The 14,127-nt window shown below is 61.1% G+C and carries 13 protein-coding genes; 3 read left to right on the plus strand and 10 right to left on the minus strand.

What is annotated here, in order from left to right; genetic code table 11:
• The first annotated feature begins 80 nt into the window (after positions 1 to 80).
• Both HJB89_RS05425 and HJB89_RS05430 read left to right on the plus strand, forming a co-directional pair.
• A complete protein-coding gene (locus tag HJB89_RS05425; protein ID WP_207584965.1) occupies positions 81 to 2,471 on the plus strand; it encodes a bifunctional diguanylate cyclase/phosphodiesterase in 2,391 nt (796 codons plus the stop codon).
• 80 nt (positions 2,472 to 2,551) lie between these two features.
• Positions 2,552 to 3,136 (plus strand): cysteine hydrolase family protein, encoded by a 585-nt coding sequence (locus HJB89_RS05430; RefSeq protein ID WP_207584964.1) that lies wholly within the window; start codon positions 2,552 to 2,554, stop codon positions 3,134 to 3,136.
• 115 nt (positions 3,137 to 3,251) lie between these two features.
• Here the strand turns inward: HJB89_RS05430 and HJB89_RS05435 are convergent, their stop codons facing one another.
• From HJB89_RS05435 to HJB89_RS05465, 7 genes are all read right to left on the minus strand, one after another.
• Complete coding sequence (locus tag HJB89_RS05435) at positions 3,252 to 3,605, minus strand: cupin domain-containing protein (protein ID WP_221149141.1); 354 nt, start codon at positions 3,603 to 3,605, stop codon at positions 3,252 to 3,254.
• Positions 3,598 to 4,266, minus strand: a complete 669-nt coding sequence (locus tag HJB89_RS05440; RefSeq protein WP_221149142.1) for a cysteine hydrolase family protein — start codon at positions 4,264 to 4,266, stop codon at positions 3,598 to 3,600. Before HJB89_RS05440 ends, HJB89_RS05435 begins: the two co-directional genes overlap by 8 nt.
• Entirely contained in the window at positions 4,266 to 5,816 is a 1,551-nt protein-coding gene (locus HJB89_RS05445; RefSeq protein ID WP_221131369.1) for an ABC transporter ATP-binding protein, read from the minus strand. Before HJB89_RS05445 ends, HJB89_RS05440 begins: the two co-directional genes overlap by 1 nt.
• Positions 5,813 to 6,514 carry a cysteine hydrolase family protein gene (locus HJB89_RS05450; protein ID WP_207585174.1) on the minus strand — a complete coding sequence of 234 codons (702 nt, stop codon included), beginning with the start codon at positions 6,512 to 6,514 and terminating at the stop codon, positions 5,813 to 5,815. Before HJB89_RS05450 ends, HJB89_RS05445 begins: the two co-directional genes overlap by 4 nt.
• A 65-nt stretch (positions 6,515 to 6,579) precedes the next feature.
• The gene (locus HJB89_RS05455) at positions 6,580 to 7,506 is read right to left on the minus strand and encodes an ABC transporter permease (RefSeq protein WP_207584960.1); all 927 of its coding nucleotides are present in this window, start codon (positions 7,504 to 7,506) and stop codon (positions 6,580 to 6,582) included.
• Complete coding sequence (locus HJB89_RS05460) at positions 7,506 to 8,630, minus strand: ABC transporter permease (RefSeq protein WP_207584959.1); 1,125 nt, start codon at positions 8,628 to 8,630, stop codon at positions 7,506 to 7,508. Before HJB89_RS05460 ends, HJB89_RS05455 begins: the two co-directional genes overlap by 1 nt.
• Before the next feature lie 20 nt (positions 8,631 to 8,650).
• Positions 8,651 to 9,778, minus strand: a complete 1,128-nt coding sequence (locus HJB89_RS05465) for a BMP family ABC transporter substrate-binding protein (protein ID WP_207584958.1) — start codon at positions 9,776 to 9,778, stop codon at positions 8,651 to 8,653.
• 341 nt (positions 9,779 to 10,119) lie between these two features.
• On the opposite strand from HJB89_RS05465, the gene HJB89_RS05470 reads away from it, so the two are divergent.
• Complete coding sequence (locus tag HJB89_RS05470; RefSeq protein ID WP_207584957.1) at positions 10,120 to 10,794, plus strand: GntR family transcriptional regulator; 675 nt, start codon at positions 10,120 to 10,122, stop codon at positions 10,792 to 10,794.
• Between the two features lie 40 nt (positions 10,795 to 10,834).
• Here the strand turns inward: HJB89_RS05470 and HJB89_RS05475 are convergent, their stop codons facing one another.
• From HJB89_RS05475 to HJB89_RS05485, 3 genes are read right to left on the minus strand one after another with little or no spacing between them, the layout of a single operon-like run.
• Positions 10,835 to 11,632 (minus strand): ABC transporter ATP-binding protein, encoded by a 798-nt coding sequence (locus HJB89_RS05475; RefSeq protein WP_207584956.1) that lies wholly within the window; start codon positions 11,630 to 11,632, stop codon positions 10,835 to 10,837.
• 11 nt (positions 11,633 to 11,643) lie between these two features.
• Positions 11,644 to 12,537 (minus strand): nitrate ABC transporter permease, encoded by an 894-nt coding sequence (ntrB, locus tag HJB89_RS05480; RefSeq protein WP_207584955.1) that lies wholly within the window; start codon positions 12,535 to 12,537, stop codon positions 11,644 to 11,646.
• A 58-nt stretch (positions 12,538 to 12,595) separates the two neighbouring features.
• Positions 12,596 to 13,909: a CmpA/NrtA family ABC transporter substrate-binding protein gene (locus HJB89_RS05485; RefSeq protein ID WP_207584954.1), complete on the minus strand. Its 1,314-nt coding sequence runs from the start codon at positions 13,907 to 13,909 to the stop codon at positions 12,596 to 12,598.
• Positions 13,910 to 14,127: the final 218 nt, after the last annotated feature.

Genomic DNA, 14,127 nt, shown 5'->3' on the forward strand with positions numbered 1-14,127 from the left:
TCGATCTCGCCCATAATGCGCCGTAGCTTTTAATTCTACGTGAACGCTTCTTTGTTAGCGTCGGCGAATACGCCCGTGTCGTGGTGTCCAGGGGTCTAGGCTTGCAAATCGTTGTTCCTTCCAGCTCCAATACGTTTCAGCAATCCTGGATCGCCTCGGGAAGAATTCTCTTTCTGATCGCCGTCAGCGGCCTTGGAGCGATCGGACTTGTCGTGCTTTCGGCGCTGTGGGCAGGAACCGAGAGTGACGCTGCCGCCCTTGATCGCCAACGCCAGCTTGTAAATGCGCGCCTGCGCGAACAGGTCGATCAGGTCGCGCATGTTATCGGTCAGTTCGGCAATGGCTACCTCACACGTGTTTATCCTGCCGCCCGATCAACCGGAGGCTCCTCAAGCCTCGAGGCAGTACTGACGGCGGCGGCCGGAAGTGCGATCAGCCAGACCGCAATGTCCGCCTTCGGCTACGACCAGGCTTTCGTCGTCGACGAGAAGGCTCAACTGCTCATGCTGGCGGACGCCCAGACGGAAAAGCGTTATCGCTGGATGAAGCCTCTCTTTTTGCCTCTCCTTCAGGATGCCCGCCTTGGGGTGAGACAAGGGACGGTTTCCGAACGAACGCCGTCCTCGATGGAAAGCCGCCTTGCGAACGCAACCCGCTCCAACCGTGCCTTGGCCAATCTGATGCGGCTGGAAGGCCGGCCGACGATCGTCGGCGTCGTCGCCATCAACGAGGCCGACCAGGGACAGCAGCAGCCGACGCGGCAATTCCTGATCGTCGTTCGGTTTATCGATGGTGCGGCGCTGGACGAATTGAGCCGGCAACAAGGTCTCAACGGCGCGCGCTTCGCGCGCACCGCCGATGCGGACGAAAACGAGGTTGCGTTTCAGATCGACGCCACGGCAAACGGCGAACCGATCGGCTTCATCGTCTGGCGGCCCGATCTTCCGGGTTCAAGAGTGATCGGCCGCTTGATGCCGGCGCTTTCGATTGCCGCCCTGGTGATCGCCATCCTGTTCTCGGTCCTGCTGGTGCGCCTGCGAAGCAGTCTCGGCGAATTGAAGAAAAGCGAGCTGCATGCACGGCAGCTTGCCCTGCATGATGTGCTGACCGACCTTCCCAATCGCGCCTTGTTCGCCATCCGGTTTGACGAGTGCCTGGCCGAGACAAAAAATTCGGCCGAGCGCTCGGCAGTTGCGCTTCTCGACCTCGACCGCTTCAAAGCCGTGAACGACACGTTCGGCCATGCGGCCGGCGATGAACTCATCAGGATGGCTGCGGAGCGGATCCGCTCCATACTGCGTCCAGGCGACACGCTTGCCCGGCTCGGAGGGGACGAATTTGCCCTGCTTCTCCGGGACATCAAAGACCATGATCAAGTTTTGCCGGCAATCTGCGAAGCGATCGTTGCCGAACTTGGCAAGCCCTTCCCGCTTTTGCGAGGCGAGGCGGTCGCCCGCGTCGGCGGCTCGATCGGCGTAACCGTTGTTCCGGATGCCGGCCGGAATGCCGACGACATCATGCGCTACGCCGACGTCGCGCTTTACGAGGCCAAGATGGGCGGGAGAGGTCAATGGCGCGTCTATTCGCCGTCCATGGACGGCGGCAGGAATGCGCGCGACATTCTCAAAAACGAATTGCGCGAAGTTCTGGCTAAAAGCATGGCCTCATCCGGCGACGGTCCACGCTCAGATCCGGCTGCAAACAGGCCGGATTTCGGATCGCTCGAGGTCTATTACCAAACCGTGCATCGTGCCGAGGGCGGATACTCGGCGTCGGGCGCGGAAGCTCTGGTGCGCTGGCGTCACAGTCAGCGTGGACTGTTGACGCCTGCCAGCTTCATCCCTGTCGCCGAGGAGGGTGGTCTCATCGACGCTCTCGGTTTCTGGGTATTGCGCGAAGCCTGCCGAGCCGCCTGCAAATGGCCTGAAGATACGTTCGTTGCCGTCAATGTATCTCCCGCCCAGTTAAGAAGACCGAATTTTGCCGAGGAAGTCTTCGCCGTGCTTCAGGAGAGCGGGCTGCCGCCATCCCGGCTCGAACTCGAGCTCACCGAATCCTCGCTCATCGAGGATAACTCGGACGTCTATTCGGTGCTGAAGTCGCTGCGCAGTCGGGGTATTCAGATTTCGCTCGACGATTTCGGGACCGGATTTTCATGCCTCAGCCACCTGATGCGCTTCGATATCGACCGCATCAAGATCGATCGTTCCTTCGTCTCGCTGCTCGGCACAAAAGCCAACGGGGCAGCTATCATTGGCGCTATCGTCGCGCTCAGCCGCAACCTCGGGATCTCGACGACGGCGGAAGGGGTTGAAACCGAATATCAACGCGACTTTCTGGCCGCCCTCGGCTGCACCGACCTCCAAGGCTACTTCTTCTCCAAACCAGTTCCTCTTCGTGAACTCGATTGTTTCCGGGAACCTGAAAGCACCACTCGATTACTGACGATCGCTCCGGGCGCCGTTGCCTGAAAGGCTTCTGCTCTTCCGCTGGTTAGAGGAACTTTCGCCCAGCGCGGCGGTTGACGCCTGAAAACCGAATGGAGGATGTGATGGGCGAGGTCGGGGAGTGGCGGCATCTTTGTGTCGACATGCAGCGGATGTTTGCCGAGGACACGCCGTGGCACGTTCCCTGGATGGCACGGGTCTCTCCCCAGATCGAAGAGCTGGCCGGGCGGCACCCTTCCCGAACGATCTTTACCCGTTTCGTGCCACCCGCACATGCCGACGACATGACGGGAAAATGGAGGGATTATTACCAGAAATGGTGGATGATGACGGGCGAACATCTTCCCCGCAGCTTCATCGATCTCGCCTCATCGCTGGCGTCGCTGGTTCCGCCGGCAAGGCACTTCGACAAACGCACCTATTCCCCTTGGATCGACGGGCGTCTTCATCCGATCCTTCAGTCGGAGCGGGTCGATACCCTCGTCATCACCGGCGGTGAAACGGACGTCTGCGTGCTTGCCACGACACTCGGCGCCATCGATCTCGCCTATCGAGTCATCGTGCTGAAGGATGCCGTCTGCAGTGGCGCCGACGATACGCATGACGCCTCACTGGAACTCCTGCACGATCGGTTTTCCGTGCAGCTTGAACTCATGGAGACCGAGGAGTTTTTGAGAGGCGTTGCTTAAAAGCGCGTCGCACCCAGCGTCACGCCGCTTGCCTGATGGAAATCGCCCCAGTGGGTGAGACCGCTTCAATTAGCTCGACGCTGCTGTCGTTGCCATGCAGCGGCGAAGAACGGAATCATGCGATTTCCTCTTCGAGTATCTTCACCGGCCGGTCCCACTGGATCAGCACGACACAGCCGGTATCGCTCCAGACCGAATGCTCGCTGCCGGGTGCATTGACGATATAACTACCGCTGATGTAATCGCCCGTCTCGTCGGATTGAACACCATCGAGCACCAGGATGGTCTCGAGCCCCTCGTGGAGATGGCGGGGAACGGAGGCGCCGGGCTCATATTTCAACAGCGCCACGCCCGGCTGGTCGCCCTCGAAGGGGCGGATCCAGTGAATGGTGACATTCTCGCGGAAAGGGACGAATTCCACTTCCTTCCAGCCGCCTGATGTCAGCAGTTCGCGGGTCGTTTCAGGCATTGGCAATGCTTTCCAGAATGTCGTCGACATGGGCGGTCCAGCCGACGATAGCGCCCTGGGCGCGGATCATGGCGATGGCTGCGGCTTTGAATTCGGGGAAATAGCTTTCCGTCGCCTCCTCGGCGAGCAGGCATTCATAGCCGCGGTCGTTTGCTTCGCGCATGGTCGTCTGCACGCAGACTTCGGTGGTGACGCCGGCAAAGACGAGCTGACTGATACCCTTCTGCTGCAACATGGCGCCAAGCTCGGTAGCGTAGAAGGCGCCCTTGCCGGGTTTTTCGATGATGATTTCCCCCTTCACAGGAGCAAGTTCCGGAAGAATCGCCGTGCCGGGTTCGCCTGAGATCAGGATGCGGCCCATCGGGCCTTCGTCGCCGATCCTGAGCGAAGGATTGCCGCGGTCGCGTTTCGCCGGCGGCAGGTCGGACAGGTCCGGCCGGTGGCACTCCATCGTATGGATCACAGGCAGGCCGGCATTGCGGAAGCCCTGGATGAGGCGTTTGACATCAGGCACGATGCGGGTGATGCGGCTGACATCGTTACCAAGGCTTGCACCGAAGCCGCCGGCTTCGGCGAAATCGCGCTGCATGTCGATGACGATAAGGGCGAGTTCATCGTGCCTCACCGGAAAAGCGAAAGGTTCGGCTCTAATCCCCACCATCAGTGATGCCCCGCCATGTGGGCGCCGATCACGCCGATATCGGCCGAACGCGCCGGTGTCTCGTAAACCAGCCTGCCTTCCGAAATGACCATGATGCGATCGGACATTTCGAGCAGTTCGTCGAGGTCTTCGGAGAGCAGCAGCACGGCAGCACCCAAATTGCGCGCCTTCATGATGCGGGCGCGGATTTCGGCAACGGCCGAGAAATCGAGGCCGAAACACGGGTTGGAGACGATGAGCAGATCGACGTCGCCGGTCAGCTCGCGGGCGAGCACCGCCCGCTGCACGTTGCCGCCTGAAAGCGCTGCAATCGGCGAGGAGGAAGAGGCGGTCCTGACCTTGAAGTCGGAGATCAGCGCCGACGCACGCTTCTTCATGCTGGCCCTGTTCAACCAGATCGCGTCCTTGCCGTCCGGCTTCAAGTCGAAGGTGCGGAACGCAAGGTTCTCGCTCACCGTCATCTTCGGCGCGCAGGCATTCTGCAACGGCTCCTCGGGGATGAAACGCACCCTGTTCTTGCGGGTCTCGTCGCGGGTTGCGCCGTAAGCCTCGCCATTGACCATGACCTGGCCGCTATCGGTCGGGCGCTGGCCGGCGAGGATTTCCGTCAGTTCCTTCTGGCCATTGCCCGATATGCCGGCGATGCCGACGATCTCGCCGGAGCGCACCGTAAGCTCGTCGATTTCGATCGTTTTCAGGCCGGAACGATCCGGGGCTTTCACCCGGCTTACGGACAGCACCGGCCTTGCCGCTTCCGCCACCGGCAGGCGGCTGTCGAGTTCGGCGAGCTTGACGTCGCCGATCATCATCGCCGCCATATCTGATGTGGAGAGCTCACCGACGTTGCCGGCACCGACCAGTTTGCCGCGCCGCAGGATCGAGACGGCATCGGCGAATTTCGTCACTTCGTGGAATTTGTGAGAAATCATCAGCACGGTGAGTTCGCCGCGCTCGGTCATCCCGCGCACGATGCCGAGCATCTCGTCTGCCTCCGCCGGCGTCAGCACCGAGGTCGGCTCGTCGAGAACGAGGAAGGAGCGGCCGAGGTAGAGCTGCTTGACGATTTCGAGCTTCTGTTTTTCGCCGGCGGCAAGCTGGCTCACCGGCCTGTCGAGCGGAATCTTGAACGGCATGCGCTCCATGAAACCCGCCAGATCCTTGCGTTCCCCGGCCCAGTTGATCACCGCAGGTACTTCGGCACGGCTGATGACCAGGTTTTCCGCGCCGGTCAGAGAGGGAACCAAGGTGAAATGCTGGTAGACCATACCGAGCCCGTAGGTCGCGGCATCCTTGGGTGAGCCGATCGCTACCTCGCGGCCGTCGACCGACAGCGAGCCTGACGTGGCGTGATAGAAGCCCATGATGCATTTGACAAGCGTCGACTTGCCGGCGCCGTTTTCGCCGAGAAGCGCGTGAAAAGAGCCGGCCGGAACGGCGATCGAGACGTTGTCGAGCGCGGTAAAGCTGCCGAAGCGCATGGTCATGCCGAGCGTATCGATACCGATCGCCTTGCCGGCCTTGGGAAGGGGCGTGTCGCGAACGGTGCTCATGACAGCTGGCTCACAAAGGTTTCGGAATTGGAGACCGAGCCGAAGACGCCGCCCTGCATCTTCACCATCTTGATGGCGGCGAGGTGGTTTCCATAGTCCGTCGCCCCACAGCAGTCCTCCAGCAGCAGGCATTCGTAGCCGCGGTCGTTCGCCTCGCGCATCGTCGTCGAGACGCAGACATCGGTGGTGATTCCCGTGAGGATGATGTTCTCGATGCGCTTCTGGTTGAGGATGAGCTCAAGATCGGTGGCGCAGAACGAACCCTTGCCGGGCTTGTCGATGATTGTCTCGCCTTCGGTCGGGTAGAGTTCGGGGATGATGTCCCAGCCGGGTTCGCCACGCGTCAGGATGCGGCCGCAGGGGCCGGGATCCCCTATGCCGGCGCCGATCCGCCGCGAGCGCCAGCGTTTGTTGGCCGGCAGATCGGCGAGGTCGGGGCGATGGCCCTCGCGCGTATGGATGATGTGGTAGCCCTTGGCCCGCATGGCGGCAAGCACGCGTTTGATGGGTTCGATCGGCGCCTGCACCAGCGACAGGTCGTAGCCCATGTGGTCGACATAGCCGCCTTTGCCACAGAAATCCGTCTGCATGTCGATGATGATGAGGGCGGTGTTATCAGGCCTGAGAGCGCCGTTATAGGGCCACGGATACGGATCGGCGTCGATAAAACGCCCTTTGGTTTCGACCATCGCGTCCATCATTCTCTCTCCTATTCCGCGGCAGATTTGTTGAGACCGCCAAGTCCGTTCATCACAAGGCTCCGTTATTTCGTCAGCGACAGCGCGCCCGGCGCACCGGCGAGCGAGCGGGTGGGCGAGGAGGTGGCAATCAGGATGATGAGGGTGAGGACATAAGGGGCAGCGTAGAAGAGGTAGTAGCCTTGTGTGACGCCGACCGATTGCAGCGCCGGGCCGAGCGCGCCGGCACCGCCGAAAAGCAGGGCGGCGAGGAAGCAGCCGATTGGGTTCCAGCGCGCGAAGATCACTAGGGCCACGGCCATCAGGCCCTGACCCGACGAGATGCCTTCGTTCCACGAGCCCGGATAATAGAGCGAAAGGTAGGCGCCGCCGATCGCCGCCAGCGAGCCGCCCGCGGCCGTCGCCAGCAGGCGAACCCGGTCAGGGTCGATGCCCATGGCCCGGGCCGCGTCGGTGCTATCGCCGACGACGCGCAGGATCAGACCGATGCGGGTGTTCTTGAAGGCCCAGAACAGGAAGAGAGCAAGTGCGGCGCCGATGAAGAACAGCACGTTGATATTGAGCGCCGCCTGTAGCTGCGGCATGCTCGACCAGCCTCCGAGCGCGATCGAGGGCAGTTTCGGCGCCACGGGTTGAATGAAGGATTTGCCGAGGAAGAACGCCATGCCGAGACCGAACTGCATCATGGCAATGCCGATGGCGATGTCATTGACCTTGGGGAATTTGCAGATCCAGCCGTGGATGACGCCGAAGATCGCGCCGGCCATCATCGCGGCCACCACGCCGAGGGTCGGTGAGCCAGTCATGACGGCCACCGCATAAGCCGTCATGGCGCCGAAGACCAGCGTGCCTTCCAGGCCGAGATTAATGCGGCCGGAGCGTTCGGTGATCGTCTCGCCGAGGCTAACGAAGATGAACGGGGTGGAAACGCGGATGGCGCCTGCAAAGATCGCCAGCGGCACGCCCCAGATGCCGATGCCTGTCTCTTCCATCAGAGGCTCCTTTTCCAGAGATCGGGATTGAAGATCTTAAAGCGGCCGTAGAATGTCTCGCAGAAAAGAATAACGATGAAGAGCGTTCCCTGCAGCACCAGAACGGTCGCATCCGGCAGGCCCATGCGCCGCTGGATGAGGCCGCCCGAGGCTTCGATGCCGCCGAGCAGGATCGCCACTGGAATGATCGCCAGCGGATTGTGCCTGGCGAGGAAGGCGACGAGGATGCCGGTATAACCGTAGCCCGCCGCAAGCGAAGCATTGGCACTTCCCTGCACCGCCGCCACTTCGATCATGCCCGCCAGACCGGCAAAGCTGCCGGCAAGTGCGGTAAATCCCGCGATCAGCTTGCCGACCGGCAGCCCCTGGATCTGGGCGGCTCGCACGTTGCCGCCGGCGATGCGGGCGGCAAAACCGTAGCTCGTCGCCTCGATCACGATCCACGAGACCATGCAGGCGAGGATGCCGATGACAAGACCCCAATGCACGTCCATGCCGGGTATATTGCCGAGCATGTATTCCGCCGGCAGCGGCCTGGTCGACGGCTTGTTGAGGCTTGCCGGATCGCGGAGCACCCCTTCGACGAACTGGTTCATCAGGGCAATGGCGATATAGGAGAGCAGCAGCGACGATATGGTTTCGTTGACGCCGCGGTAGTGGCGCAGGAACCCGGCGAGGCCGATCCAGATGCCGCCGACCACCATGGCCGCCATCGCCATCAGAACGAGGGTGAGGAAGACCGGCGCGGTGCCGGCGAGCGGCAGAGCCATGGCTGCGGCAGCAACGCCGCCCAACACAACCGCTCCTTCCCCGCCGATGATGACGAGGCCGAGACGGGCGGGCAGGGCGACGCAGAGTGCCGTCAGGAGAAGGGGTGCGGCACGGCTTAGGCTGTTTTGCACCGAAAACCAACTGCCGAAGCCGCCGGTGTACATCAGTTGGAAGAGGGTGGCCGGCGACTTGCCGACCGCCAGGATGAAGAGGGAGAAAAGCGCAAGACCGATCAGGATGGCCGCGAGGCCGATGACGATCGGCTCGGCTCGCCGCGCGGTCCATTCGAGGACCGGGCGCAGCGAAGCCGGTTTTCCCGCGATCGATATTGCAGGATTGGCCTCGATGGTCATGGCGCTTCTCCCTTCGCGGTTTACGATGTGGACCCGACGACGCCCTCGACCAGATAATTCATGCTTTCGAGCTCGATCGCGTCTTCAGCGTAGCTCTTGTCTGCAGCCACGGCGGTGTCGCCCTTGTTGTCCTTCAACGGTCCCTTGAAAACCGAGAAGCCGCCCTTCATCATGTCCGCCTGCGTGGCTTCGAAGGCCTTGCGGCCCTCTGCGGACACGCCGGGGCCGAGCGCGCTCATCTTGACGAAGCCGTCCTTCAGGCCGCCGCGCACGAAATTGCCGAGCTTTTCGCCGGCCTGCGCCTTCTTGACGAAGTCGCCATAGACGTTGCCCCAGGCCCATTCGGCGCCCGTGAGGTACTTTTCGGGAGCGAGCGGGCTCTGGTTGGCGTGATAGCCGCAGACGAAGGCGCCGCGGCCCGCGGCCGTCTCGACAACCACTTTCGGGCTATCGACGTGGCAGGTGATGACGTCGGCGCCTTGGTCGACCAAGGCGTTGGTGGCTTCGGCCTCCTTGACGGCGAGCGACCACTCGCCGGTGAAGATTACCTGGCAGGTGATAGCAGGGTCGACTGCGCGCGCGCCGAGCAGGAAGGCGTTGATGTTCTGCAGAACCTGCGGGATCGGCTTGGCGGCGACAAAGCCGATCTTCTTGCTCTTCGTCGCATGGCCGGCGGCGATGCCGTTCAGATACTGGCCCTGGAAGATATAGCCGAAATAGGAGCCCGTATTGGCCGGGTGCTTGCCTTCCTGCCAGAGGCCGCCGCAATGGCGGAACTGAACGTCGGGATGTTTAGCGGCCATGGCCAGCATGTGTGGGTCGAAATAGCCGAAGGAGGTCGGAAACAGCAGGGTCGCACCGTCGAGATTGATCATCGACTCCATGGTCTTCTGAACATCGACGGTCTCCGGAACGTTCTCTTCTTCGACCAGCGTCACGCCCGGCAGCGCCTTGACCACGGCGGCGCCTTCCGCATGCGCCTGGTTGTAGCCGTAGTCGTCCTTGGGGCCGACATAGATGAAGCCGATGGTCAGCGCGGTTTGGGCCGCTGCGGAGGAGCCGATCAGGCCCGGTATGGCGCTGGCCAGCGCTCCGGCAGCGGAAGCCTGCAGGAAATTGCGGCGGTTCATGGAAAGGAGTTTGGTCATTGGAATGCTCCTTGCGGCGCTGGGCCGGTTTGCGAAACAGGACAGTAAAGTGCATGCAATGCTCATGCCAGAACCCAATTTATTGTTTTTTATATATTATTTTTGGAGTAGCAGCCTGTATTGTTTAAAGTGCATGCAGATTGACCGCAGTAACGCATAAAAAATAATCATGAACTGTTTTTTACTCAATCTAGGTGCGCAGTCAGCGAGTCGACAAGCTGTTGCGGACTGTGCCTTGCATCGGAAAGTGAAAATCTAACAATATCTTCGCCACGTAGTTTGACTTATGGCGTGCTGAGCGGCATCTGTATGCAGAGTGTTGACGTGAGCAGATTCGTATCGTGAAGCAGGCCAAACGCAGAGAAATCATCCGCACCGGAACCACCGTCGAACAGATGGTGAGGGCGATCTCCGACATGATCGTCACAGGCGAAATCCTGCCGGGCGGAAAGCTGGACGAGGTGTCGCTCGCGGTTCGTTTCGACGTTTCGCGCACACCGGTCAGAGAAGCCTTGCGTGAGCTCAGCGCCATGGGATTGGTTGCGCGCGAACCAAACCGCAGTGCCGTCGTTACCAATGTCACCGAGGCTTATCTGCATTCGATGTTCGAGGCGATGGCGGAACTCGAAGCGATCTGTGCCAGGCTCTCGGCCGAGCGTATGACGGTCGATGAGCGGCGGGCGCTGGAACTGGATCATCGGGGATCGGTGAAGCTCGTGCATGCCGGCGCGGAAGAGGAATATTCGGCTCACAACACCGAATTTCACACCCGGCTTTATCGCGGCGCGCATAACGATCATGTCTTCGAGATGGTGACTCAGACGCGGGCGCGGCTCGCGGCTTTTCGGCGGGCGCAGTTCCGTCTGCCCGGACGTCTGGCGAAATCCTATGAAGAGCACGGCCGGATCGTGACCGCAATCATGCGCGCGGACGCAGCCGCCGCGGGGCAGGCGGCATATTCCCACGTGGAAATTGTCAGCGATGCCAGCGCGGTATTTGCAACGGCCGAGGAGTAAGCAGGCTGCGACCGGTCAATCACGCCGTTGTTTCCGGTCTCTACTCCGCGACTTCGATGAAGCGGTGGCGTTCGTAAAGGAACTTCAGCACGGCCTCCCGGCATTTGAGATATGTCCGGTCGGAGGCGAGTTCGATGCGATTGCGGGGACGAGACATGGTCACATCGAGCACTTCGCCGATGCGGGCCGCCGGGCCGTTGGTCATCATCACGATGCGGTCGGAGAGCAGCACCGCCTCATCGACGTCATGGGTGATCATCACCATCGTGTTGCCGAGCCGGGCGTGGATTTCCATCACTGCGTCCTGAAGATGGGCGCGGGTCAGCGCATCCAGCGCACCGAAAGGCTCGTCGAGCAGCAAGATCTTCGGCTCCATCGAAAGCGCGCGGGCAATGCCGACGCGCTGTTTCATGCCACCGGAAATTTCCGAAGGCCGCTTATCCCTCGCATGCGCCATTTGCACAAGGTCGAGGTTGGCCATGACCCAGTCATGCCGCTCGGCCTTGGTCTTCGTTCGGTTGAAGAGCTTGGAGACGGCCAGATTGACGTTCTCGTAAACCGTCAGCCAAGGCAGCAGGGAGTGGTTCTGGAAAACGACGGCGCGTTCGGGACCGGGTCCGTTGACCTCACGATTTTCGAGGAGCACGGCGCCGGCGGAAACCGGGGTCAGGCCGGCAATGAGGTTGAGCAGAGTGGATTTGCCACAGCCCGAATGGCCGATGATCGAGACGAATTCGCCCGCGGAGATCGTCAGGTTGATGTCTTTCAAAACCTCGGCGCGCACGCCGCTGCGATCGAAATGTTTGTCGATATGATCGAGCTTCAGATAGGCATTCATCGGGACGTTCCTTAGTTGGCGGTGGCGCCGCGCGTGATGAGTTTGCCGAGCGCAGCCACCAGCTTGTCGAGTGCGAAGCCGACGATACCGATATAGGCGAGCGCGACGATGATGTCCGGCAGGCGCGACGAATTCCATGCGTCCCAGATGAAGAAACCGATGCCGACGCCGCCGGTCAGCATTTCGGCCGCGACGATGGCGAGCCAGGAGAGGCCGACTCCGATCCTCAGGCCGGTGAAGATGTAGGGGGCCGCCGATGGCAGCATGATCTTCCAGAAAAACTCGAACTGATTGAGCCGCAGCACCTCGGCAACGTTGCGGTAGTCCTGCGGGATATTACGTACGCCGACGGCGGTGTTGATAATCACCGGCCAGATCGAGGTGATGAAGATGACGAAAATCGCGGAAGGGTTGGAATCCTGGAAGGCTGCGAGCGATAGCGGCAACCAGGCGAGCGGCGGAACCGTTCGCAACACCTGGAAGATCGGATCGAGACCGCGCATTGCCCAGACCGATTGGCCGATGATCGCTCCGACGATAACGCCGGTGACGGAGGCCAAGCCAAAACCATAGAGCACGCGTTGCAGCGAAACGAGCACGCGCCAGCCAAGCCCGATATCCTGGGAGCCGTTGTTGAAGAACGGATAGGCGATCAGGTCGTAGCTCTCCTGCCAGACCCGATGCGGCGAGGGCAAGGACGCATCCGGCGATGAACAGAGCGCCTGCCAGAAGAGCAGGATGAGTGCCAGCACCACGGCTGGCGGAACGACGTTGCGAAACGTGGCGGTTGCCGCATGACGAAAATCGATCCGTGATCTTTGCTTGCCGGATAATGGCAGAATTTTTGCCGCCGGCTTGGCAGAGACGGCAGTGGAGGGATTTGCTTTATTTGCCAGGGCGGACATCGACGCGCTCCTCACATGAACGAAAGGCCGGCGCGCCCGTGGCGCGCCGGAGGCGGGGTTAGGAGACAACCTTGATCGAAAGGCTGTCGAGATAGGCGGAAGGATTTTCAGGGTCGAAGATCTTGCCGTCGAAGAAGGTCTCCTTGCCACGGGAAGACGAGGCGGGAATATCGGCCGCCGCGACACCGAGATCCTTGGCGGCCTCGCGCCAGATATCTTCACGGTTCACCTGGTTGACCAGCGCCTTGATGTCGGTACTCGCCGGCAGATTTCCCCAGCGGATGTTTTCCGTCATGAACCAGGTATCGTGGCTCTTGAACGGATAGGAGGCGCCGTCTTTCCAGAACTTCATGTAGAGGTCGGTGGCCTTGACCTCGCGGCCGTTGCCATAATTGATGTCTCCCTTGAGGCGGCCGAGCACGTCCTTCGTCGGAACGTTGAACCATTGGCGCTTGCCGAGAATGTCCGCCATCTCCGCCTTGTTATCCATGCTCTCGCACCACTGCTGGGCCTCCATGACAGCCATCAGCAAGGCCTTGGCCGCATTGGGATTCTTTTCGATCCATTCGGCGCGGAGCCCCAGCGCCTTTTCGGGATGACCCTTCCAGAGCTCGCCGGTGGTAGCCGCGGTGAAGCCGATGCCTTGGTTGACGAGCTGCTCGTTCCACGGTTCGCCCACACAGAAGACGTCCATGTTGCCGACCTTCATATTGGCAACCATCTGCGGCGGCGGCACGACGATGGTCGAAACGTCCTTGTTTGGATCGATGCCGCCGGCGGCGAGCCAATAGCGTATCCAGAGGTCGTGTGTGCCGCCCGGGAAGGTCATGGCGGCCTTGATCTCCTTGCCTTCTGCCTTCTTTTTCTCGAACGCGGCCTTCAGCTTCGAGGCATCGAGCTGCACGCCGGTTTCGGCATATTCCTTGGCGACGGAAATGCCCTGGCTGTCGAGGTTGAGGCGGGCGAGGATCGCCATCGGCACCGGCTTATTGTTCTGCGTCACCTTGCCGGTATGCATGAGATAGGGCAGCGGCGAGAGGATATGGGCACCGTCGATACCGTTTGCTGCGCCGCCCAGCACGAGATTGTCGCGGGTCGCGCCCCAGGATGCCTGTTTGGCCACATCCGTTTCCGGAAGGCCATGCTTGTCGAAAAAGCCCTTCTCTCTAGCGATGATCAGCGGCGCGGAATCCGTGAGAGCGATAAAGCCGAGCTTGACGCCTTTCACTTCAGGGCCTGCTCCGGCTGCGAAGGCGCCGGACGGAAAGGCAGTTTTGACGGCGCCGATGAGGGCAGCCGCTGCGGTCGTCTTGAGCATGCTGCGGCGGGTTATGCCTATTGTCGAAATCCCAGTCTTCAAATTCGTTGTCATGCGCAGGTTCCCTCTGCTGGCTGAATTTGGACACAAAAAAACGCCGCTGGAAATTGCGTCCAGGGGATGGGAGCATCCCGGAGAGCAAAGACCTTGCGACGTCGGTGTCTGATGTAGGCGCTTATGCCGCGCCTATCCGCACCGGTCGCCGTTGACCGGTGCATCTCAGGACTTGCAAGCAGCGTGCCAATTTCAAGAAGAGTTGGTAACGGCATGAA

The organism is Rhizobium sp. NZLR8 (assembly GCF_019685025.1).
Lineage (GTDB): Bacteria > Pseudomonadota > Alphaproteobacteria > Rhizobiales > Rhizobiaceae > Rhizobium.